Origin of the sequence: Nocardiopsis sp. SBT366 (assembly GCF_001083815.1) — a bacterium.
Taxonomy (GTDB): domain Bacteria; phylum Actinomycetota; class Actinomycetes; order Streptosporangiales; family Streptosporangiaceae; genus Nocardiopsis; species Nocardiopsis prasina.
On the sequence record NZ_LAVM01000007.1, the window covers coordinates 1 to 21516 of the forward strand.

At 71.9% G+C, this 21516-nt stretch carries 20 protein-coding genes; 5 read left to right on the plus strand and 15 right to left on the minus strand.

From position 1 onward, the window contains the following. Positions 1-8: 8 nt before the first annotated feature. The 7 genes from ADX84_RS03170 to deoC form a co-directional block, all read right to left on the minus strand. Complete coding sequence (locus tag ADX84_RS03170; RefSeq protein WP_049567164.1) at positions 9-1682, minus strand: phospho-sugar mutase; 1674 nt, start codon at positions 1680-1682, stop codon at positions 9-11. Positions 1683-1765: 83 nt separating this feature from the next. Further along, entirely contained in the window at positions 1766-2563 is a 798-nt protein-coding gene (locus tag ADX84_RS03175) for a purine-nucleoside phosphorylase (protein WP_049567167.1), read from the minus strand. Next, on the minus strand, positions 2560-3198 hold the full coding sequence (locus ADX84_RS03180; protein ID WP_049567170.1) for a GNAT family N-acetyltransferase: 639 nt from the start codon (positions 3196-3198) through the stop codon (positions 2560-2562). The genes ADX84_RS03175 and ADX84_RS03180 overlap by 4 nt, the downstream gene beginning before the upstream one ends. Continuing rightward, positions 3195-3845, minus strand: a complete 651-nt coding sequence (locus ADX84_RS03185; RefSeq protein ID WP_049567173.1) for a GNAT family N-acetyltransferase — start codon at positions 3843-3845, stop codon at positions 3195-3197. The genes ADX84_RS03180 and ADX84_RS03185 overlap by 4 nt, the downstream gene beginning before the upstream one ends. A gap of 67 nt (positions 3846-3912) precedes the next feature. Beyond that, on the minus strand, positions 3913-4845 hold the full coding sequence (locus tag ADX84_RS03190) for an aldehyde dehydrogenase (RefSeq protein ID WP_049567176.1): 933 nt from the start codon (positions 4843-4845) through the stop codon (positions 3913-3915). Further along, positions 4838-6268: an aldehyde dehydrogenase family protein gene (locus ADX84_RS03195; protein WP_049567179.1), complete on the minus strand. Its 1431-nt coding sequence runs from the start codon at positions 6266-6268 to the stop codon at positions 4838-4840. The genes ADX84_RS03190 and ADX84_RS03195 overlap by 8 nt, the downstream gene beginning before the upstream one ends. Before the next feature lie 3 nt (positions 6269-6271). Then, the gene (deoC, locus tag ADX84_RS03200) at positions 6272-7219 is read right to left on the minus strand and encodes a deoxyribose-phosphate aldolase (RefSeq protein ID WP_049567182.1); all 948 of its coding nucleotides are present in this window, start codon (positions 7217-7219) and stop codon (positions 6272-6274) included. A gap of 324 nt (positions 7220-7543) precedes the next feature. Between deoC and ADX84_RS03205 the strand changes: the two genes are divergently transcribed. Next, positions 7544-8233, plus strand: coding sequence for a hypothetical protein (locus tag ADX84_RS03205; protein WP_049567185.1), 690 nt, complete (start codon positions 7544-7546; stop codon positions 8231-8233). Positions 8234-8272: 39 nt separating this feature from the next. Here the strand turns inward: ADX84_RS03205 and ADX84_RS03210 are convergent, their stop codons facing one another. From ADX84_RS03210 to ADX84_RS03230, 5 genes are all read right to left on the minus strand, one after another. Beyond that, entirely contained in the window at positions 8273-9571 is a 1299-nt protein-coding gene (locus tag ADX84_RS03210) for a heparan-alpha-glucosaminide N-acetyltransferase domain-containing protein (protein ID WP_049567188.1), read from the minus strand. Between the two features lie 133 nt (positions 9572-9704). Continuing rightward, positions 9705-11753 (minus strand): acetoacetate--CoA ligase, encoded by a 2049-nt coding sequence (locus ADX84_RS03215; RefSeq protein ID WP_049567190.1) that lies wholly within the window; start codon positions 11751-11753, stop codon positions 9705-9707. A 212-nt stretch (positions 11754-11965) separates the two neighbouring features. Next, positions 11966-12643 carry an HAD family hydrolase gene (locus tag ADX84_RS03220; protein WP_049567195.1) on the minus strand — a complete coding sequence of 226 codons (678 nt, stop codon included), beginning with the start codon at positions 12641-12643 and terminating at the stop codon, positions 11966-11968. Positions 12644-12726: 83 nt separating this feature from the next. Further along, entirely contained in the window at positions 12727-13419 is a 693-nt protein-coding gene (locus tag ADX84_RS03225; protein WP_049567199.1) for a DUF4126 domain-containing protein, read from the minus strand. A 111-nt stretch (positions 13420-13530) separates the two neighbouring features. Then, positions 13531-13776: a DUF2630 family protein gene (locus ADX84_RS03230; RefSeq protein WP_049567204.1), complete on the minus strand. Its 246-nt coding sequence runs from the start codon at positions 13774-13776 to the stop codon at positions 13531-13533. 537 nt (positions 13777-14313) lie between these two features. Here ADX84_RS03230 and ADX84_RS03235 point away from each other — a divergent pair. Further along, positions 14314-14604, plus strand: coding sequence for a metal-sensitive transcriptional regulator (locus ADX84_RS03235; RefSeq protein WP_017546773.1), 291 nt, complete (start codon positions 14314-14316; stop codon positions 14602-14604). Positions 14605-14675: 71 nt separating this feature from the next. Beyond that, entirely contained in the window at positions 14676-15377 is a 702-nt protein-coding gene (locus tag ADX84_RS03240; RefSeq protein ID WP_049567207.1) for a hypothetical protein, read from the plus strand. On the opposite strand, the gene ADX84_RS03245 is transcribed toward ADX84_RS03240, so the two are convergent. Next, complete coding sequence (locus tag ADX84_RS03245) at positions 15362-16738, minus strand: NAD(P)/FAD-dependent oxidoreductase (RefSeq protein ID WP_040694821.1); 1377 nt, start codon at positions 16736-16738, stop codon at positions 15362-15364. The two genes, ADX84_RS03240 and ADX84_RS03245, sit on opposite strands and share 16 nt — an antisense overlap. Before the next feature lie 301 nt (positions 16739-17039). On the opposite strand from ADX84_RS03245, the gene ADX84_RS03250 reads away from it, so the two are divergent. Beyond that, entirely contained in the window at positions 17040-17510 is a 471-nt protein-coding gene (locus tag ADX84_RS03250) for a hypothetical protein (protein ID WP_049567210.1), read from the plus strand. 75 nt (positions 17511-17585) lie between these two features. Here the strand turns inward: ADX84_RS03250 and ADX84_RS03255 are convergent, their stop codons facing one another. Together ADX84_RS03255 and ADX84_RS03260 are read right to left on the minus strand one after the other, a co-directional pair. Then, the gene (locus ADX84_RS03255) at positions 17586-19052 is read right to left on the minus strand and encodes a catalase (RefSeq protein WP_049567214.1); all 1467 of its coding nucleotides are present in this window, start codon (positions 19050-19052) and stop codon (positions 17586-17588) included. A gap of 106 nt (positions 19053-19158) precedes the next feature. Next, positions 19159-19764, minus strand: a complete 606-nt coding sequence (locus ADX84_RS03260) for a TetR/AcrR family transcriptional regulator (protein ID WP_049567217.1) — start codon at positions 19762-19764, stop codon at positions 19159-19161. A gap of 121 nt (positions 19765-19885) precedes the next feature. On the opposite strand from ADX84_RS03260, the gene ADX84_RS03265 reads away from it, so the two are divergent. After that, entirely contained in the window at positions 19886-21511 is a 1626-nt protein-coding gene (locus ADX84_RS03265; RefSeq protein ID WP_247665771.1) for a carboxyl transferase domain-containing protein, read from the plus strand. The last annotated feature ends 5 nt before the right edge of the window (positions 21512-21516 follow it).

Below are 21516 nucleotides of genomic sequence, written 5' to 3' on the forward strand. Positions count from 1 at the left end.
CCCAAGGATCATCCCCTGACCACCCCGGCGACCGCCGTCATCAGCTCGGAGAGCAGTTCCGAGCCGCGCGCGCGGCTGGCAGCGATGTCGCCGTCGACCCCCGACACCACCTCGGCGTAGGCCTTCAGTTTGGGCTCGGTCCCCGAGGGACGCAGCGTCACCCGCCCACGCGTCCCGCCTTCGAGCTCGAACCGCACGGCGTCCGTCGGCGGCAGACCCTCATGCCCGTCGACGAAGTCCACGACCCCCGACACCTTCAGGGGGCCGAACGCGGCGGGCGGTTCGGCGCGCAACCGCCGCATCGCCGCGGTGATCTCCGAGATGTCCCGCACCCGGACCGACAGCTGGTCGCTCAGGTGCAGGCCGTACCGCCGGGCCTGGTCGTCCAGGAGGTCGACCAGCGTACGGCCCCGGCTCCTCGCGTCGGCCGCCAGCGCCAGCGCCACGAGCGCCGCGCTGACTCCGTCCTTGTCGGCCACCGGTCGGCCACCGTCCCCGCCCACGCAGTAGCCCAGAGCTTCCTCGTAGGAGAACACCCTGCGTTGGCCGGGCGCGCCCGCGCGCGCCAGCCACTTGAACCCGGTCAGGGTCTCCTCGTAGTGCACGCCCCGGTCCCGGGCGATCGCGGCGAGCAGGCTGGAGGAGACGATCGAGGTGGCCACCACCCGGTCCGTGCCACTCGTGTGGTCGAGCACGTACTCGGCGAGCAGTCCGCCCACCTCGTTCCCGGTGAGGAGGCCGTACCCGGGCACCGCCAGGGCCAGCCGGTCGGCGTCGGGGTCGTTGGCCACCACCAGGTCGGCCCCGTGGGCCTCTCCCGCCGCCAGGGCCAGGTCCATCGCCCCGGGTTCCTCCGGGTTGGGGAAGGCGACGGTCGGGAAGTCGGGGTCCGGTTCGAACTGCTCGGCCACCACCTCGGGCGCCGCGAACCCGGCCCTGCCCACCGCCTCCAGCAGCACCCGGCCGCCCACTCCGTGCAGGGGCGTGTAGACCACGGAGAGCTCCCGGGGCCCGGCGGGGACCAGCGCGGCCACCGCGTCCAGGTACTCCGAGACCGCGTCGGCGCCCAGCACCTCCCAGTCCTGGCCCAGCGGCAGCGCGCCGACCGGCCCCACCTCGTCGATGGCCGCGGAGATCTCGGCGTCCACCGGTGAGACGATCTGGCTGCCCGCGTCGTCACCGGACCCGCCCACGTACACCTTGTACCCGTTGTCCTGGGGCGGGTTGTGGCTGGCGGTGACCACGATCCCGGCGTCCGCGCCCATCCGCCGCAGGGTGTGGGCCAGCACGGGCGTGGGCAGCGGGCCGGGCAGCAGGGACACCCGGTGCCCGGCCCCGGTGAGGACGGCGGCGCTGTCCCGGGCAAAGTCGGCCGAGCGGTGGCGGGCGTCGTAGCCGATCACCACGTGTCGGCGCCGCGTACCGAGCCACGCGGCGATCCCCGCCGCCGCGCGCATGACCACCACACGGTTCATCCGGTTGGGCCCGGCCCCCAGCTCACCGCGCAGCCCCGCCGTGCCGAACTCCAGCCGCGCCGCGAACCGGTCGTTGAGGTCGGCCAGGGCCTCCCCGTCGCCGACCTCGACGCGGGCCAGGAGCGCGCCCAGTTCCCCCCGGGTCGCGGGGTCGGGGTCCTGGTCGAGCCAGTCCCTGGCCTCGACGAGGAGCGCGGAGTCGATCATGGGAATCTCCTGTCTGGATGAGCGGTCGGGGCCGAGGCGAAGCGGGGCACAGGGCACCGGGCCGAGGCGAGGCGCGGGCCCGCCTAGAACCTCTTGACGATGTCCGCGAGCAGGCGGCCGACGGTCGCGGCGGAATCGCGACCGGTGGCGAGGACGTCCTCGTGGTCGAGGTTGGCTCCCTCCAGACCGGCGGCGATGTTGGTGACCAGGGACAGGCCCAGCACACGGGCCCCGGCCTCCCGGGCGGCGATGGCCTCCAGGACCGTGGACATGCCGACCAGGTCGGCTCCCATGGCGCGGAGCATGCGGATCTCGGCGGGGGTCTCGAAGTGCGGGCCGGGCATGGCCGCGTACACGCCCTCGGGAAGGTCGGGGTCGACCTCGCGGGCCAGGGCGCGCAGCTCCGGGGTGTAGGTCTCGGTGAGGTCCACGAAGGTCGCGCCGGTCAGCGGGGAGCGCGCGGTCATGTTCAGGTGGTCGGCGATGAGGACCGGGGAGCCCACGGCGTAGTCGGTGTTGATGCCGCCCGCCGCGTTGGTGAGCACGATGGTCCGCGCGCCGGCCGCGACGGCGGTCCGGACGTTGTGCACGACCGCGTCGGTGCCGTGGCCCTCGTACAGGTGGGTGCGGCCGAGGAAGGCGAGCACGTGGCGGTCGCCGTCCACGATGCTCCGCAGGGTGCCGCTGTGCCCCTCCACAGCCGGGGGCAGGAACCCGGGCAGCTCGGAGGTGGCGAACTCGTGCTTGGAGTCGCCGAGCAGGTCGGCGGCGGGCGCCCAGCCGGACCCCATCACCAGGGCCACGTCGTAGCTGTCCACACCGGTGCGTGAACGCAGCTCGGTCGCGGCCTCCTCGGCGGCGGCCTGGGGTGTGCGAGTCACTGGGGTTTCTCCGTTCGTCGGTACCGCTGGTGCGGTGCGGGGTGGGTTCCGGTCTCCAGGGGGCGGGACATCACTTCCTGGGGGCCCGCGCTTCCTGGGACGACCGTGCCGGTGAAGTCGAAGCCGGAAGCCTTGTAGACGCGTTGCGCCGGTTGGTTGGCCCGGTTGACGCAGAGCACGATCTCCTCGGCGCGCGGAGCGACCTCGTGGGCCAGTCCGTCCAGCAGGGGTGCGGAGCACGAGGCCCGGCCGACGCCCAGGCCCTGCCATTGTGGCGTGACGTAGTAGGCGCGCAGCAGTACCGCCCGCTCCGGCGCGTCGACCAGCTCCGACCGCAGGAGCCGGTCCAGCACACCGAACCCCGCGCAGGCGGCCCGCGCCCCGTCGGGGCCGGTCAGCGACCCCTCCAGGGCGACGATCGCGTACGGGAAGCGTTCGGGGTCGCCGTCGGCGTCGGGCAGGGTCCGTGCTGGCAGCCCGGTGAAGCGCAGCTGCTCCGGCGGCAGGTCGTGTTCGAGAGCTGCGCCCCGGAGCAGGGCTGCCTCGGCCGTCCCCGAGTCCAGCCGCACCAGGCGGACCTGGGAGGTGTCCCAGCGCCCCGCCGCCCTCCTACGCGACCCCCGCCAGCGCGTCATCGCTGTTCCGGTAGCTGCGGTACGGGGTGGGACCCGGTCTCGACCGGCCGGGTCAGCACGCTCTGCATGCCGTGCTCGCCCGCATCGTGGCGGCGGCCGTTGGGGGTGAACCCGGCCGAACGGTAGGTGCGTTCACCCATGTCGTTGCCGTCGTTGACGCACAGCACGATCTGTGTGGCCCCGGGGGCGATCGCCGCCACCAGGAGGTCGAGCAGCGGGGCGGAGCAGGCGGCGCGGCCGATGCCCTTCCCCTGGTGTTCGAGGGCGATGTAGAAGGCGCGCAGCTGCACGGCGGCCTCCGGGTCGTCGACCAGTGCGCGGAGCTGTCCAACCCGGTCCACGACGCCGAAGCCGACACAGGCCTCCAGGACGGCGCTCCGGTCGGTCAGGGGCCCGTCGTTGAGGACGACCGCGAAGGGGTGGCGCGCGGGGTCGTCGTCGGCGCGGGGCAGGGTGTGCACCGCCTCGTCGATGAAACGGCGCTGGTCGGGGGCGACCCGCTGGCGGGGCAGGACCTCGCGCAGCAGGGCCACCTCGGGGGTGGTGCGGTCCAGGCGCACGAGGCGCAGCCCGGGGACGCGCACCGGTTCGGGCGCGCGTGACTCGGTGGTTCGGGGCTCGGCCTGCTCGGGGGTGTTCGCTGACACCGTTCCTCCACTCGGCTGTCGGGCCGTTCCCGCCCCCGGAAGGTGGGGGCGGGCCGGACCGTCAGTCTTACACCCCGACCGGATGCCAGACCGTCTTGGTCTCCAGGAAAGGTGTCAACCGGGAGGTCCCGGGGTCGGCGCCGAGCCAGGCGTCCTCCCCGCCGACGGCCTCCGGTCCGGGGCGCAGCACCCGGGTGAGGGTGGTCGCCGCGGCCCGCTCGAACTCCACCGCGTGCTCCCCGGCCCCGGCGAGGTCCAGGGCGTTGACGTCGGCGTGCGAGGCCAGGTGCGGGCCGATCTCCCCCGCCTTCCCGGTGAGCAGGTTGACCACGCCCCCGGGCAGGTCCGAGGTGGCCAGTACCTCGGCCAGCTCGATCCCGGCCAGCGGCGCGGCCTCGGAGGTGACCACCACGGCGGTGTTGCCGGTGGCGATCACCGGGGCGATCACCGAGGTCAGCCCGAGCAGCGGGGCGTCCTGGGGCGCGAACACCGCGACCACACCGGTGGGTTCGGGCGCGGAGTGGTTGTAGAAGGGCCCGGAGACGGGGTTGGCACCGCCGAGCACCTGGGCGAACTTGTCGGTCCAGCCCGCGTAGTAGACCCAGCGGTCAACGGCGGCGGACACGGCGCGGTCGGCGTCGGCCCGGGTCACGCCGCTCGCCTCCACGAGGCGCGCGGCGAACTGCTCACGGCGCCCCTCCATGACCTCGGCGACCCGGTACAGGATCTGGCCCCGGTTGTACGCGGTGCGCCCGGACCAGCCGCCGAAGGCCTTGCGGCCCGCGACGACGGCGTCGCGCGCGTCCTTGCGGGAGGCCAGGGAGGCGTTGGCCAGGTGGGTGCCGTCGGCTGAGGTCACGGGGTAACTCCTGCCGGACTCCGAGCGGGGGAAGGCCCCGCCCAGGTAGAGCTTGTAGGTCTTGCGGACCGCGAGCCGGGCCGGGACGGGGGTCTGCGACCCGTCGCCGGTGCTCTTCTTCTTGCCGCGACGCTCAGCCAAGGTAGGCCTCCAAACCGTGGCGGCCGCCCTCGCGGCCGTATCCCGACTCCTTGTAGCCGCCGAAGGGGCTGGTCGGGTCGAACTTGTTGAACGTGTTGGACCAGATCACCCCGGCGCGCAGGCGCTCGGCGGTCCAGAGCATGCGGGAGCCCTTCTCGGTCCACACACCGGCCGAAAGCCCGTAGGGGGTGTTGTTGGCCTTGGCCACGGCCTCCTCCGGGGTGCGGAAGGTCAGGACGGACAGCACCGGACCGAAGATCTCCTCGCGGGCCACCCGGTGCGCCTGGCTGACTCCGGTGAGCACGGTGGGCGCGAACCAGTAGCCGCGCTCGGGCAGGTCGCAGGCGGGGGACCAGCGCTCGACGTTCTCCTCGTCGGCGGTGGCCGTGAGCTCGCGGACCCGCTCCAGCTGCGCGGCGGAGTTGATGGCCCCGATGTCGGTGTTCTTGTCCAGCGGGTCGCCGAGCCGGAGTTTGGCGATGCGCTCCTTCAGGCGGGGCAGGAACTCGTCCGCGACCGACTCCTGGAGGAGCAGACGCGATCCGGCGCAGCACACGTGGCCCTGGTTGAAGAAGATGCCGGTGACCACGCCCTCCACGGCCTGGTCGATCGCGGCGTCGTCGTAGACGATGTTGGCGCCCTTGCCACCCAGCTCCAGGGTGACGCGCTTGTCGGTTCCGGCCACGGCGCGGGCGATCCGGCGGCCGACCTCGGTCGACCCGGTGAAGGCGACCTTGTCGGTGCCCGGGTGCTCGACCAGGGCACGTCCGGTGTCCCCGGCGCCGGTCAGGATGTTGACCACACCCGGGGGCAGGTCCGCCTCCTGGCAGATCTCCGCGAAGGCCAGCGCGCTGAGCGGGGTGGTCTCGGCGGGCTTGAGCACCACGGTGTTGCCGGTGGCCAGGGCCGGGGCGACCTTCCACGCGAGCATGAGGAGCGGAAAGTTCCACGGGATGACCTGGGCCGCCACGCCGAGGGGGCGGGGGTCGGGGCCCAGCCCGGCGTGGGCGAGCTTGTCGGCCCAACCGGCGTAGTAGAAGAAGTGCGCGGCGACCAGCGGGAGGTCGACGTCGCGGGTCTCCTTGATCGGCTTGCCGTTGTCCATCGTCTCCAGGACGGCCAGCTCGCGTGAGCGTTCCTGGATGATCCGGGCGATGCGGAACAGGTACTTGCCTCGTTCGGCGCCGCTCATGCGGCCCCACACGGTGTCGTGGGCGCGGCGGGCGGCGGCCTCGGCGCGGTCGACGTCGGCCTCCCCGGCCACGGCCACCCGGGCCAGCTCCTCCTCGTCGGCCGGGTTGAGCGTGGCGAGGTACTCACCGCTCAGGGCCGGGGTGAACTCGCCGTCGACGAACAGGTCGTAGGTCTCGCGCAGGCTGACGACGGAGCGGGACTCCGGTGCGGGCGCGTACTCGAAGATCACGGCTCAGTCCTGCGTGTAGTAGTCGGGGCCCGGGTAGGTGCCGGTGGACAGCCTGGTGCGCTGCATGAGCAGGTCGTTCAGGAGGCTGGAGGCGCCGATCCGGAACAGGTCGGGGGTCAGCCACGCGGGTCCGGCGGTCTCGTTGACCAGGACCAGGTTGCGGAACGCGTCCTTGGTGTTGCGGATGCCGCCCGCGGGCTTGACGCCGACGCGTCGGCCGGTGGCGGCGTGGTGGTCGCGCACAGCCTCCAGCATGACCAGCGTGACCGGGAGGGTCGCGGCGGGCGACACCTTGCCGGTGGAGGTCTTGACGAAGTCCCCGCCCGCGCGCATGGCCAGGTGGGAGGCGCGGCGGACGTTGTCGTAGGTGACCAGTTCGCCGGTCTCCAGGATGACCTTCAGGTGGGCGTCGCCGCAGGCCTCCTTGACCGCGACGATCTCCTCGTGCACCTTCAGGTAGTCGCCGGAGAGGAAGGCCCCTCGGTCGATGACCATGTCGATCTCGCTGGCGCCGTCGGCGACCGCTCGCCGGGTGTCGGCCAGCTTGACGTCCAGGGGGGCGCGTCCGGCGGGGAAGGCGGTGGCGACCGAGGCGACACCGATCCCGGTGCCGCGCAGCGCCTCCACCGCGACGGCGACCATGTCCGGGTAGACGCAGACGGCGCCCACGTGGGGCACGGTGCGGTCGGTCGGGTCGGGCAGGGCGGCCTTGGCGCACAGGGCCCGAACCTTGCCGGGCGTGTCGGCGCCCTCCAGGGTGGTCAGGTCCACCATGGAGACGGCCAGGTCGATGGCGTGGGCCTTGGCGGTGGTCTTGATGGACCGGGTGGACAGGTCCTGGGCGCGGGCTCGGGCGCCGACCTCGTCGACCCCCGGGAAGCCGTGCAGATAGGCCCGGAGCGCGCGGTTGGTCGTCGCCTCGGGCACGGATGCGGTGTGGGGCACGGGCACCTACAGCTCGTCAGGTCAAGTGGGCTCACTCGACGCGGGGTGGGTGTCCCCCGCCGTCAGGCAGTCACCATAACCCCGGGCCGCTCCGCCGTCAGTCCCCGACGGGTGCGCGCCCCCAAGGTTGGAGAAGGCTCCAAGGATGGAGGGCACCTGAGGTCGTCCTTTTCTCCAACCATGGGCGCGAAAAGCCCGAAAAACGACGTTTTGGCCGTGCGCGACGGCAGGCCCGTTCGGCTCACGGTCTAGACCGGAGCACTCCACTGAGCGGGGAGACCGGGCCCTTCCCCGGCCGTCCCCGTCGGCGCGCGCGACTACCCTGGAGGCATGGCGGAGTTCCGGATCAGCAGTGACGACAGGCAGGTCGACCTGCGCAGAATGGCCACCGCGTTGGCCGAGTCGCAGGGGTGGGCCCGCGAGGACGTGAGCATCTGGGACAACCGCCGGGGCGAGGTGATCGTGACCATCGACGACTCCCTGTTGCGCAGACCGGAGGCCGACCCCCTGCACCGGCCCCGGCACACCCCGCACGCGGTGCACGAGGCCTGCGAGCTGCTGCGCCGGGAGGACACCTCCCTGCGCGGGGTGGACTTCGCCGCCCTCAGGAACGAGAGTGCCCGGTTCTTCTCTGCCGGGTGGACCCTGGCCGACCTCCAGCACGCGCTGGCCCACCGCCCGGACGGTGTGGACTGGGAGAGCGGCCCGGACTACCGGGGCGCCGCCTGGTTCACGCACCGGTTGTCGGCGTGGAAGACCCCGGACGGCGACATCCGACCCTCCCAGTCGCAGGAGTCGTCGCAGCTGCGGGTGATCAGTCGGGCCGGACTGCCCATGGACATCGGCCTGCCCGAGGACACCGAACTGTCGGCGCGGCCCGTGGCCAGCCCCGCGGTGGCGCGCTCGGCCGCGGACGACGCCCGCCGCCTGATCCGGCAGAACACGCGCACCACCACGGACACCCTGGCGCACCAGGACCGCACCTCCGCCCACATCACCAGGCCGGAGGACCGGCGCTGATCCGGGACCGCGCCCGCGGCGGTCCGCCGGTCAGCCCCGTCAGTCCGCTCGCGGTGCCGCTCCAGGGCCGCGGCCCTGGCCGCCGAACCCCCCGCCGTCGGACCGGCCGCCCTCCACGAAGCTGACGGCGGCGTCCGCGAAGGAGCCCAGGCCGGTCTCCAGCGGTCCCCGGCCCACGCCCCATCGCCACAGGCTCGCGAAGACCAGCGCCCCGAGGATGAACAGCTCCAGGTACCAGGGGCCGCTCGCGGAGCCCTCCGGGTGCAGGGCCACGATCACCGCGAGGACCAGGATGTGCCCCGAGTAGACGGTCAGGGGCATCCGGCCCACGGACGTCAGCGGGTACAGGGGACGCGGCAGGCGCTCGGCGAGCAACATGCACACGACCAGCACGACCAGGGCCTGCCCCACCGCCTCCAGGATCTCGAAGGTGGTGCCCGTGTGCGGGGTGTTCACCGCCAGCCACCACCAGGAGTCGGTGGGCACCTGGCCGCTGATGCTGTGGGCGTGGTCCATCGTGGCGTAGCGCAGGTCCTCGGCGTACTGCGGATCGAGGGAGCTCAGCGGGCGGCCGTCGAGGAAGGGGTTCTCCGCCTCGGTCAGCCGGTCAAGGCCGCCCAGCGGGTACAGCAGGAGCCAGGAGCCCAGGTAGCCCGAGGCCGCCATGACCGCGCCGCCGACCGCCATTCGGACCCGCACCACGGTGGAGGTGAGATCCGTGCGGCCCACCGCCATACCCGCGATCACGAACGCCATGAAGGTGACAGCCGGGTAGTAGCCGGTGAGGAGGAACTCGGTGAACGAGGTGAGCGCTCCCGTGCGCACGCCCCCGGGGAAGTACTCCGCACGCAGCAGGAAGGACACCACCGGGCCGAACAGCGCCAGGGCGGCGGCCGACACCCACAACAGGGCCGCCCGCGCCCGCAGCAGCGGCAGGGCCAGCACGAAGAACCCGGCGTAGTAGGTGAGGATGATCGCCACCGGCACGGCGAACGCGTCCAGGATGAACCCGAGCAGTCCGATCAGCAGGGCGCGGGCCAGGATGCGCACGACCGCCTGGCGCAGCGGGTCGCCCCCGACGGGTCGGGTGCGTCCGGTCATCAGGGCCAGGGAGACCCCGGCGAGGAAGGCGAAGAGGGCCGAGGAGTTGCCGCGCACGAGGCTGTGCAACTCCCACCCCTGTTCCTCGGGCAGCAGGCCGAAGGAGACGACCCCGAGGTGGACGGCGAACATCCCGAAGACCGCGAGCGCCCGAGCGGCGTCGATGCCGTCGATGCGGCGCCGGTCCGAGGAGGGCGTGGTGGCGGACGGGGAGCGGTCGGATGGGTTCTGTGGCACGTTGTCAGGCTACGCCCGGCTCTGTCCGTGGGCGAGCGAAGGCCGTTCCCGGCCACGGACCCCCCTGGCCGGGCCCGGAGAGACGGTGTTCCTCCGGGCCCGGTCCGAGCGGCGCCGGGCGCCGCCCGCGGGCTCAGTCGTCGACCAGCTCACTGAAGTGGTCCAGCGCCTCCGGGTTGGACAGCGAGTCCCGGCTGGCCACCTTCCTGGGGTCCTCCCCCATGAGGATGCGCTTGACCGGCACCTCCAGCACCTTGCCGGACAGTGTGCGTGGCACCGACGCGATCACGCGGACACGGTCGGGCACGTGCCGGGGCGAGCAGTCCGTCCGGATCCGGCGGGCGATCTCCCTGGGCAGGTCGCCCTCCAGGTCCGCGCCCTCGCGCAGCACCGTGAACAGCTCGATGCGGGAGGACCCGTCCTGTCGGGGCACGTCCACGACCAGGGCGTCCACCACGTCGTCCAGGGCCAGAACGGCGCGGTAGATCTCGCTGGTGCCCATGCGGACGCCGCCCCGGTTGATGGTGGAGTCCGAGCGTCCGTAGATGATCGCGGTGCCCCGGTCGGTGATCTCGATCCAGTCACCGTGCCGCCAGATGCCCGGGTAGACGGAGAAGTAGCTGTCCCTGAGCCTCTCGCCGTCGGTGTCGCCCCAGAGGAACACCGGCATGGACGGGGCTGGTTCGGTGACCACGAGCTCCCCGACCTCGCCGACGAGTTCGTTGCCGTCCGGGTCCCAGGAGGCCACGGCCATGCCCAGGCCACGCGACTGGATCTCGCCCTCGTACACGGGGAGGGTGGGAGTCCCGCCCACCAGGCAGCTGCAGATGTCGGTGCCGCCGCTGGTGGAGAAGAGCCACAGGTCGTCGCCGAACTCCTCGTAGACCCAGGTGAACGCCTCGGGGCTGAGCGGGGAGCCGGTGGAGCCGATCGCCTTGAGCGCGGACAGGTCGCGGCCCCGGGTGGGGTGCACGCCCTCCTTCATGCAGGAGGACAGGTAGCCCGCGCTGGTACCGAAGACCGTCACCCCCGCTTCGGCGGCCAGGTCCCACAGGGAGCCCAGGTCCGGAGAGGCGGGGCCCGCGGTCCGCTCCCGGGCGTCGTCCGCGGACGGTGCCGGGTGGGCGGGGCTGCCGTCGTAGAGCACGATGGAGGCCCTGGTCAGGAGCACGCTGACCAGGAAGTTCCACATCATCCAGCCGGTGGTGGTGAACCACAGGACCCGGTCGTGTGACTGGGCGTCCAGGTGCAGGTTCAGGTTCTTGAGCTGTTCCAGGAGGATGCCGCCGTGGCCCTGGACGATCGCCTTGGGCAGGCCGGTGGTCCCCGAGGAGTACAGGACCCACAGGGGGTGGTCGAACGGGACGGGGGTGAAGGTGAGCTCGACACCCGCGCCGCTCTCGGTCAGCCGGTCCCAGGGCAGGGTGCCGTCGAGGGCGGCCCCGGGGGTCAGGTAGTCGAGGAGGACGGTGTGCTCGACCGTGGGCAGCGCGTCGCGCAGCTCCTCCACCACCGGGCGCCGGTCGAAGTCCTTGCCCGCGTACCGGTAGCCGTCGACGGCGAGCAGGACCTTGGGTTCGATCTGGGCGAAGCGGTCGATCACGCTGCGCACGCCGAAGTCGGGCGAGCAGGAGGACCAGATCGCGCCGAGGGAGGCCACGGCGTAGAACGCGGCGGCGGTCTCGGGCAGGTTGGGCAGGTAGGCGGCCACCCGGTCGCCCCTGCCCACCCCGAGTTCACGGAGCCCGGCGGCGATCGCGGCGGTGCGCTCGCGCAGCTCGCCCCAGGTCCAGGAGTCCAGCGCGCGGAGCTCGGTGGCGTGGCGGACGGCGACCTCACCGGGGTCGCGTCCCTCGAAGACGTGCTCGGCGTAGTTGAGCGTGGCGCCCGGGAACCACTGGGCGCCGGGCATGCTCCGGTCGGCCAGGACCCGCTCGTACGGGGTGGCGGAGCGGACGCCGAAGTACTCCCAGACGGACGCCCAGAACCCGTCGACGTCGGTGACCGACCAGCGCCACAGGGCGTCGTAGTCGAAGTCCGAGGCGGCGGTGGAGTCGCCCTCACCGAAGGCCCTGACGCCCTGTTCACGCTCGGCCCACCGGGCGAACGCGACGATGTTGGAGGACTCGATCCGGTCCTCACCGGGCTCCCAGAGCACACGGGGCACGCTGCTCTCCGTCATTGCAGGCCTTCCCAATCGCGTCGCTGTGTGTTGCTGTGAGACACATCTAACAGCACACCATCATCGGCGCCACGGGCCGGTCCGTCCTAACGGCTGCGCGGGGCGGGCACGAAGTACGCAGGTCATCGCAGGGGAGCACGAGCGTGGCCCGCCCACCCCCGAAGTGTGTTCGTTGGGTGGGCGGGCCACGTTGACCGCGTCGGGGGTCGGGTTCAGCCGAGTCGGCGCACGGCGGCGACGGCGTCCGTCGGGGTGTCCACGACGAGGGCGCCCGTGGCCTCCAGGCGCTCGCGGGCCATGAGTCCGCTGGCGACCAGGACGGTCTGGGCCCCGGCCTCACGGGCCGCGCGGGCGTCGTCGTCGATGTCGCCGATGAGCACGACGCGCGCGGGGTCCAGGCCCTGCTGCTCCAGGTGGTGGACGAGGTGTTCGGCCTTGGAGTCGTGCTCGGTGTCGAACTTGCGCCCGTCGACCCGCGTGAAGTGGTCGTTCAACCCGCGTTCGGTGATGAGCGGCACGAGGTGGTCGTGGGTGGCCATGGACAGCAGGGACTGGGTCCGGCCGGTCCCGGCCCACTGGTGGAGGACGTCGGGGACGCCCGCGGCCAGCTCGCAGGTGTGCAGGTACTCCAGGTAGCTGCTGTCGTAGAGCTTCTCGATGCGCTCCCACTCCGTGGCGGAGAGGCTCCGTCCGAGGAGTTCCTCGTAGCAGGGGATGAGGGGGCGGCGGAAGACGGTGCGCCAGTGGTCCATCTCGACCGGATCACGGCCGAACTGGGCGCACACCGCGTTGACGGCCGCCAGGTTGGCGTGGTTGTCGTCCAGGAGGGTGCCGTTCCAGTCCCAGACGATGTGGTGGGTGTTCGGATTCGCGGAAGTCATCTCAGCCATTGGGAGCACTTTACGACTCCCCGGACCGTCCCCGATATGCGTTTTCCGCCACCCCGACCGCGTCGGCGCTGGCCAGAACGGGGTCACTGCCGGTACAGGTCCCCGTGACCGGGCTGGGGGCGGGCCCCTGGACCGGTCCCGTGCCGTGGCGCCGCGCGTTCGGCCCGGCGCTGTTCCCGCGCCCTGCGGCCCTTGCGCGCCGCCCACACCCCGAGCACCACCATCAGCGGGAACACGACCATGATGAGCACGGGCAGCAGCACCGCCATCAGCGAGGTGAGGAAGCTGGCGACGTCCTCCAGGAAGGAGACCACCGGGGCGCCCAGGCCGAGCGTGAGGGTGTTGACCACCGGGCGGGCCAGCGCCTTGGCCAGGTGGAAGAGCAGGGCGATGACGACCCCGGCGATCACCGCTCCCCAGGCGACGCCGCCAGCGGTGGTCGCCATGCCCGAGGCCTCGCCGGAGATCTCGGTGATCTCGGAGAGCTGGACCGCCGAGGCACCGGCGCCGAAGGTGATCCCGCCCGAGGTTGGCCGGATGACGGTCTGCACCACGTCGTTGACGCTGTCGAGGGCGGGCACCTTGTCGGCCACGAACTCGACGACGAGCAGCACGCCGAGACTCACGAGCGTGGCGGGGTGCTCAAGCCAGGCCCAGGCGGGGGTGAGCGGGATGATCTCGGTGTAGCGGGCCAGCAGTCCGATCACCAACAGGGGGACGTAGGCGTTGAGACCGGCGGCCGAGGCGAGGCCGAGGCCGGTGAGGGAAGCGAACAAGGGATTCCTCCGTGCGCGCCGGACAGGGGCGGTGCCGGTCCGGGTGCGTGGACCGGCACCGACTCTTCTGTGACGCCGGTGGAGGGCCGCTGGTTTCGTGCCCCTGCTCGGCTACTGCCGGTAGTTCTCCACCTCGGAGACGGGCCGGACGCGGGCCTCCTCGGGGTCCTGGTCGTACTCACTGCGGGCCCGGCGCTGACGGAGGAGGTCCCAGCACTGGTCGAGGGACTCCTGGACCTCCTTCATCCGGCTCCGTTCCTCCGGGTCGAGTCCTCCCTGGGTGGAGCGGAGCGCGTGCTCCTCGTCCATCAGGCCGCGGATGGTCGTCATGATGTCCTGCTCGGGGTTGTCGCTCATACCGTTATGGTCCGCGCGGCGCCGGGACCGGGGCAAGGGGCCCGGTCCCGGGATTGCCCAGGTCAGACCGAACGTTTACGCGCGACCACGAGGGCCGGGATCGGGGCGCCGCCGCCGGGCCACCGACCACCGACCGCCGCGGGACCGGTGCCGCCCCGGGCAGCCTCGGCCGCTCGTACCGCGGATCCGCCCGGGTGGCCGGGCGCCTGGCGGGCGGCTCGGACGGAGGGCGCGTAGGGTGTGGCTGGCCGGGCCACCGCGTCAGGGCGCTGAGGCCCTCCGGCCCGTCCTCACTCCCGGCGGCCCGCATCCCCACTCGGGGCAGGGCACCGCCAACCAGGACGAACCCTCGACGGCCGCTGACGGCGGAGCGTCCGACCCCGGCGGTCTGGGAAACTTCTCGTACGGCCTGGTTGGTGACAAATGGTTCGCCGGTCGACGGCCGGAAGGGCGGAATAGACCGCGAAGCTCCCCGCTTGAATACCTTCAGGGGGTATTGTTATGGCAGCTGAGCAGGAACAACACGGAGACGGTGGCATGGCGGCGAACCACGGTTACAGCGACGACAAGCAGAGCCACATCAACCGGCTCCGCCGTATCGAGGGTCAGATCCGGGGTCTCCAGCGGATGGTCGAGGACGACCAGTACTGCATCGACATCCTCACCCAGACCTCCGCGGTCAACAAGGCGCTGCGCTCCTTCGCCCTGTCCATGCTGGACGAGCACCTCAAGCACTGCGTGGCGCACGCCGTGGCCAACGGCGGCGACGAGGCCGACGAGAAGGTCCGTGAGGCCTCCGACGCGATCGCCCGCCTGGTCCGCTCCTGACCGACGGGCCGGCCGCGACCGGACCCGGCCATCCGCCGTCCCCTGCCCCGCACCAGGGCTAACGTACCGGTATGTCCCCCGAAGACCCCCCTGAACAGACCTCCGACGGAGCCGACGCCGACCACCGGGCCGCCGAGGAGAACGGGCTCGCCCAAGCGCTGGAACGCCGCCTTGCGCTGCCGGTCCTGGTCTGCGCGGTGGTCTCCGTCCCGGCGGTCTTCCTCGGCATGTGGGGCGAGGGCCGGTGGGCCGAGCTCGGGCACCGGGTCAACTGGCTGGCCGGGCTGGTCCTGTGGGCCGAGTGGATCCTGCTCATCGCACTGGCCGAGAACAAGCTCGGCTGGCTGCGCACCCACAAGTGGAGCACGTTCGTGGCGGCGGTGACGCTGCCCGCCGTGGTCTTCGCGCTCGGACCCGCCCAGTTCCTGCGTCTGCTGCGCACGGCCGGAACCCTGCGCCTGCTCCGCGTCACCCGGATCGTCGAGGCCGGCGGGGTGCTGCGCCGCCGCATGGGACTGACCGGGACACGCGGGACGGTGGTGGCCGTGACCACCACCGCCCTGTCCGCCGTCTTCGTCGCGGCGGTCCTGTCCGATCCGACATCGACCAGCCGCCGGTACGCGGAGTCACTGGTGTCGGGAACGGGGACCTGGCCCATCATCCTGGCGGTCGTGGTCCTCGCGGGCGCCACCGCCCTCGTGGTCGTCCGCCGTTGGCGCCGGACCCGCGCCCCCTCCCCCGACGGGGGCGACGCGGATCAGTCCTCGCCGTAGCGTTCCCGTTCGTTGTCGAGCAGGCGGGCGCCCTCGGATCGGGACGTTCCCGCGTCCAGGTAGTCGACGGCCTCGTTGGCCACGAACGACGACGGTCGGCCGTCGTCAGCGAACCCCATCCGGGACACCTCACTGCCGAGGAAGGCGCGGATGCCCCAGTTCGCGACGATCCGGGCGCGCGCGGTCCCGGACGGGACCGAGGCCACGTGGTAGCCGCGCGTGGCCGCCAACGCGGGCAGGCCGCTGAGGTCGAACTGCATGATCCGGGCCAGCGCGTCGCGCCCGCTCAGGTCCACGACCAGGCCCATGTCGTGGTGGCGGAACTCCTTCAGCGGCCGCCCGAGCACCGAGTTCACCACGTTCTCGGCGGCCGTGGAGGCCTGCCGGCTGGCGTACTGGGCGGTGGGCGGGCAGTAGGCGCTGTCGGTGTGCGAGAGGTTGGGCACCGCGGCGGCGTCACCGATCGCGAACACGTCGGGCTGCCCGGGCACGGCCAGGTCGGTGCCGACCTCCAGGCGCCCGGCCTGGGTCGGCTTGCCGAGGGTCTCCATCAGCGGGCTGGGCGTGATGCCCGCAGTCCAGATCAGGGTGCGGCAAGGGAGCGCCCTGCCGTCGGTGAGCACCACCTTGTCGGCGGTCACCTCGCGGACGCTGACCTTCATCTTCACCTCGATCCCGAGGTTGCGGAGCAGGTCGACGGCCTTGCGACCGAGCCGGTCGCCGAGCTGGGGAAGGACCTTCGGGGCGATGTCGACGAGGTGCCAGCGGATGACCGAGCGGAGTTCTGGGTAGCGCTGGGCGGCCTCCTGGCAGAGTCGCATGAGCGAGGCCGCGGTCTCCACTCCGGTGTAGCCGCCGCCGACCACGACGAACCGGCAGCGCTCCTCCCGTTCGACCGGGTCGCGCGAGTCGTTGGCCAGCTCCAGCTGGGAGAGGACGTGGTCCCGCAGCAGCACCGCCTCAGCGAGGGTCTTGGCGCCGTAGGCGTGCTCGGTGAGCCCTGGGATGTCGAACTCCCGGGTCATGGAGCCCGGGGCGAGGACGAGCCGGTCGTAACGGCAGGGTGCGAGTTCACCGGTGGGCCTGCGCACCACCACCGTGCGGTGGCGGGTGTCCACCCCGACGGCGTGGCCGGGGACGAGCCGGGTCTGCTTGGTGAGCCGGTGCACCGACATGACGACCGACTGCGGGGTGAGCAGGCCGGAGGCCACCTGCGGCAGCAGCGGGCTGTAGAGCATGTAGTCGTGTGGTGCCACGAGCGCGATGTCCGCCGCTCCTGCGGGAATGCGCCGCTCCAGGTGACGGATGGTGTGGAATCCACCGAAACCCGAGCCGACCACCACGATTCGAGGCCGAGACATAGGTACACCGCTCCTTCTTCGGGTCGGGGGCGGGACGCCTGACGCGTCTGTGGGCCGTCGATCGCGGGCGTACCCACTTCACCGCTGCCGAATGTACGGGCGCAGGGGTGGATTCCCCTCACTCCCACACGAGCCGTTCCGGGGACTTTGTCCGCCATTGGCACACGGCCCGAAAGACATACGGGGACTTCACGGCGACCAGACCCGCCATTGGTGCCCCACACCCGAGACTGGATAACTATGTGTGGTCATGCACTCACGGAACGTGCTGACCCGTGTCACAGAGAGGGGCAAGAACTCAATGCGTGCCTTCACCAGGATCACCACCGCCGCTGTACTGGCCGGAGGAATGACCTTCGCCGGCGTCGGAGCGGCCCAGGCCGACCCGAAGGACGAGGTCGCCCAGCCGGTGGGTGAGGTCGCCCAGCCCGCGGAGGAGGCCACCGGCTCCGCCGAGAACCTCTCGCCCGAGGCCGAGGCCCTGCTCGCGAACCCCCAGGTCCAGGAGATCCTGGCCAACGAGGAGGCCGTCGCTCTGCTCGGCGACGCCGACTCCCTGAAGTCGCTCCAGGCACTCATGGAGCTGGAGGACCCGACCGCGGCCCTGGCCGCACTCGAGCTTCCGGTCGCCGCCGAGAACCTTCCCGTCAGCGCGGAGGAGGCCCCGGTCGCCACCGACGAGGTCACCGGCCAGCTCCCGGCCGAGGCCCCGGCCACCGGTGACGTCGCCCAGCCGGTGGAGGACGCCGTGGGCGGCGTCGGCCTCAGGTAGGACCGGATCCAACGTGAGGGGGCGGGTGATCGTGGCCACCCGCCCCCTTCCGTCTGCCGTCCGGGACCCGAGGGTTCAGCTCCGGTTGACCCCCTCGGCCACACGGGCGCCGATCCCGGGATCGATGTCGCTCCAGTACTTCAGGGCGCGCTGGAGGATCCCCTCGTCGGTGACCGCGCTCACGTGGCCCACGATGTTGGAGACCAGTCGGTCACGGGCGGCGTCGTCCATGACGTGGCGGATCAGCGCGCGCGGCTGGGAGACGTTGTCGTCGTCCTCGCGCAGCCGGTAGGCCTCCCGCAGGAGTTCGGAGGCCTTCACCTTCCACCCGGCCTCCTCCACGCCCTCCTGGCGGGCGGCGTCGGGACCGCCGTAGGAGTTGGGGTGGTAGACCTGCCCGGTATCCGGGGCGTAGTGGCGCATCGCCCCGTCCTTGCCGTAGGAGCGCACCGGCGCGTGGGGACGGTTGGGCGGGAGCTCGTCGTAGTTGACCCCGATCCGGTAGCGGTGGGTGTCGGGGTAGGAGAACATGCGGCCCAGCAGCATCTTGTCCGGTGAGGCGCCGGTGCCCGGCACCATGTTGGACGGTTCGAAGGCGGCCTGTTCGATGTGGATGAAGTGGTTGTCCGGGTTGCGGTCCAGGGTCATCCGCCCGACCTCGATCAGCGGGTAGTCACCCTTGGGCCAGACCTTGGTGAGGTCGAAGGGGTTGTACCGGTAGCCCGCCGCCTCGTCGATGGGCATGATCTGCATGCTCAGCGTCCACGACGGGTGGTCGCTGCGTTCGATCGCCTCGAACAGGTCGCGGCGGTGGTGGTCGGCGTCCTCACCGGCCATGCGGTCCGACTCCTCCTGGGTGAGGAAGTCGTTGCCCTGGTCGGTGCGGAAGTGGTACTTGACCCAGAACCGCTGCCCCTTGGCGTTGATCCACTGGTAGGTGTGCGAGCTGAACCCGTCCATGTTGCGCCAGGTCCTCGGGACGCCCCGGTCGCCCATCAGCCAGGTCACCTGGTGCGAGGTCTCCGGCGACAGCGACCAGAAGTCCCACTGCATGGTGTTGTCGCGCAGGCCCGTGCGGGGGTCGCGCTTCTGGGAGCGGATGAAGTCCTGGAACTTCTGGGGGTCCCGCACGAAGAAGACCGGCGTGTTGTTGCCGACCATGTCGAAGTTGCCCTCGCGCGTGTAGAACTTGAGCGCGAACCCGCGCGGGTCGCGCCAGGTGTCGGGGCTGCCCATCTCCCCGGCCACCGTGGAGAAGCGGGCGAGCATCGGGGTCCGGCGCCCCGGCTGGAAGAGGTCGGCGCGGGTGTACTCGCTGACGTCGTTGGTCACCTGGAACGTGCCGTAGGCGCCGCTGCCCTTGGCGTGCACCACCCGTTCGGGCACTCGCTCACGGTTGAAGTGGGCCATCTTCTCGACGAGGTAGGCGTCGTGGAGGACGATGGGGCCGTCGCTGCCCACGGTCAGTGAGTGTTCGTCGCTGGGTGCGGGGATTCCCGCGTTGGTGGTGGTGCGCTCGGACTCCGGTCGCTTGTCGACCATGAACGATCCCCCTTGTGGAAGTGGACGCGCGCGTCCCGGATGTCGGGTCCGGGAGACTCGTGCGCGGGCCTACCCACGTGAGGGTCAAGCCAAGTACCTGCGGATATCAACTCGGCTTTGGCGCGGTGTCCTCGGCGAGCAGGGCGGCGGACCCCATCCTCAGCAGCAGGGCGGACATCGCGCCCCGGGACAGCGGGCCCCGGCTGTGCGGGGTGGAGTTGAGCAGACCGAACGCGGCGTGCACCGAGGCTCGCAGGTCGGCGCGCGGGGACCCGGGGCGGAGTTCGGCGAGGACGGTCACCCACTCCTCCACGTAGCCGCGCTGGAGGCGGCGGACCCGGCGGCGGTCGTCGTCGGTGAGGTTGACCAGTTCGCGGTCGTGCACGGTGATGAGGTCGGGTTCCCCGAGGGAGAACTCGATGTGTCCGCGCAGCAGGGCCTCGAGGGCCTCCTCGGGGCCGTCCGCGCCGGTGACGAGCTCGCGTCCCCGGCTGGCGAGGCGTTCGCTGATGTCCACGAGGACCTCACCGAGCAGCGCCTCCTTGCCGGGGAAGTGCCGGTAGAGGGCGGGCCCCGTGGTGCCCACGGCGCGCCCGAGGTCGTCGATTGTCACGCCCCGGTAGCCGTGCGCGGCGAAGAGCCGGGCCGCCGCCCCCAGGATCGCCGTTCTCCGCTCGCCCGTGGGCCGCTGACCCTGGGGTGCCGTCGCCATCCGTCCGCCTCTCGCCGCCCGTCCGCGTGGTCCGCGCCACCCGGACCCTGGACACCCATGTTAGTAGTTACTAACATCACCTCTGTTAGTGAGCATTAACATCCCTCCACGAGAGGACACCATGAGCAGGGCACCTGTGCTCGGTTCGGCGGTAGACACCGCCGGTCCCGCGTTCGCCGCCAACGACGCCGCGAACCGCGCGCTCTCGCTGGAGCTGCGGGAGCGGATCGCGACCGCGGCCCTCGGCGGCCCCGAGAAGACCAGAGCGCGCCACGTCGAACGCGGCAAGCTCCTCCCCCGCGACCGGGTCGACCTCCTCCTCGACCCGGGTTCCCCCTTCCTGGAGATCGCACCGCTGGCCGCCCACGGCCTCTACGGAAGGGACGGCCAGGACGCCCCCGGGGCCGGGATGATCGCCGGGATCGGCCGCGTGGCCGGGCGGGCCACCGTGGTGGTGGCCAACGACGCCACCGTCAAGGGCGGCAGCTACTACCCGATGACGGTCAAGAAGCACCTGCGCGCCCAGGAGGTGGCGCTGCACAACCGCCTCCCCTGCGTGTACCTGGCCGACTCCGGTGGCGCGTTCCTGCCCATGCAGGACGACGTCTTCCCCGACCGCGAGCACTTCGGCCGCATCTTCTACAACCAGGCCACCATGTCCCGGGCGGGCATCCCGCAGATCGCGGCGGTCCTGGGCTCGTGCACGGCGGGCGGCGCGTACGTCCCGGCGATGAGCGACGAGGCGGTGATCGTCCGCGAGCAGGGCACCATCTTCCTCGGTGGCCCGCCCCTGGTGAAGGCGGCCACCGGCGAGGTCGTCACCGCCGAGGAGCTGGGCGGCGGCGACCTGCACTCGCGGGTCTCCGGGGTCACCGACCACCTCGCCGACGACGACGCCGACGCCCTCACCAAGGTGCGGCGGATCGTCGACACCCTGGGCCCGCTGGACCCCCCGGCCTGGGAGACCCGCGAGCCCCGCCCTCCGGCGCTGGACCCCGAGGAGCTCTACGGTGTGGTCCCCGCCGACACCCGCACCCCCTACGACGTGCGCGAGGTCATCGGCCGCGTCGTGGACGGCAGCGAGTTCACCGAGTTCAAGTCCGAGTACGGCACCACCCTGGTCACCGGGTTCGCGCACGTCAACGGGCACCCGGTGGGGATCGTCGCCAACAACGGCATCCTGTTCGCCGAGTCCGCTCTCAAGGGCGCGCACTTCATCGAGCTGTGCGACCGGCGTTCCATCCCGCTGGTCTTCCTCCAGAACATCTCCGGGTTCATGGTCGGCCGCGACTACGAGGCGGGCGGCATCGCCAAGCACGGCGCCAAGATGGTCACCGCCGTGGCCTGCGCCCGCGTCCCCAAGTTCACCGTGGTGATCGGCGGGTCCTTCGGCGCGGGCAACTACTCCATGTGCGGTCGCGCGTACTCGCCCCGCTTCCTGTGGATGTGGCCCAACGCCCGCATCTCCGTGATGGGCGGGGAACAGGCCGCCTCCGTGCTGTCCACCGTTCGCCGCGACCAGATGACGGCGCGCGGCGAGGAGTGGTCGGCCGAGGACGAGGAGGCCTTCAAGGCGCCCATCCGCGACCAGTACGAGGAGCAGGGCAGCCCGTACTACTCCACCGCGCGCCTGTGGGACGACGGGGTCATCGACCCCGCCGACACCCGCGACGTGCTCGCCATGGCCCTGTCCGCCGCCCGCCACGCGCCCCTGGAGCCGGTCGGCTACGGCGTCTTCCGGATGTGAGGAAC

Coding starts and splice junctions, on each gene's coding strand:
- ADX84_RS03245 (WP_040694821.1), bottom strand. CDS start 16,738: ATGTCTCGGCCTCGAATCGTGGTGGTCGGCTCGGGTTTCGGTGGATTC.
- ADX84_RS03235 (WP_017546773.1), top strand. CDS start 14,314: ATGGCGGCGAACCACGGTTACAGCGACGACAAGCAGAGCCACATCAAC.
- ADX84_RS03220 (WP_049567195.1), bottom strand. CDS start 12,643: ATGGCTGAGATGACTTCCGCGAATCCGAACACCCACCACATCGTCTGG.
- ADX84_RS03180 (WP_049567170.1), bottom strand. CDS start 3,198: ATGACGCGCTGGCGGGGGTCGCGTAGGAGGGCGGCGGGGCGCTGGGAC.
- ADX84_RS03230 (WP_049567204.1), bottom strand. CDS start 13,776: ATGAGCGACAACCCCGAGCAGGACATCATGACGACCATCCGCGGCCTG.
- ADX84_RS03265 (WP_247665771.1), top strand. CDS start 19,886: ATGAGCAGGGCACCTGTGCTCGGTTCGGCGGTAGACACCGCCGGTCCC.
- ADX84_RS03260 (WP_049567217.1), bottom strand. CDS start 19,764: ATGGCGACGGCACCCCAGGGTCAGCGGCCCACGGGCGAGCGGAGAACG.
- ADX84_RS03215 (WP_049567190.1), bottom strand. CDS start 11,753: ATGACGGAGAGCAGCGTGCCCCGTGTGCTCTGGGAGCCCGGTGAGGAC.
- ADX84_RS03170 (WP_049567164.1), bottom strand. CDS start 1,682: ATGATCGACTCCGCGCTCCTCGTCGAGGCCAGGGACTGGCTCGACCAG.
- ADX84_RS03205 (WP_049567185.1), top strand. CDS start 7,544: ATGGCGGAGTTCCGGATCAGCAGTGACGACAGGCAGGTCGACCTGCGC.
- ADX84_RS03255 (WP_049567214.1), bottom strand. CDS start 19,052: ATGGTCGACAAGCGACCGGAGTCCGAGCGCACCACCACCAACGCGGGA.
- ADX84_RS03250 (WP_049567210.1), top strand. CDS start 17,040: ATGCGTGCCTTCACCAGGATCACCACCGCCGCTGTACTGGCCGGAGGA.
- ADX84_RS03240 (WP_049567207.1), top strand. CDS start 14,676: ATGTCCCCCGAAGACCCCCCTGAACAGACCTCCGACGGAGCCGACGCC.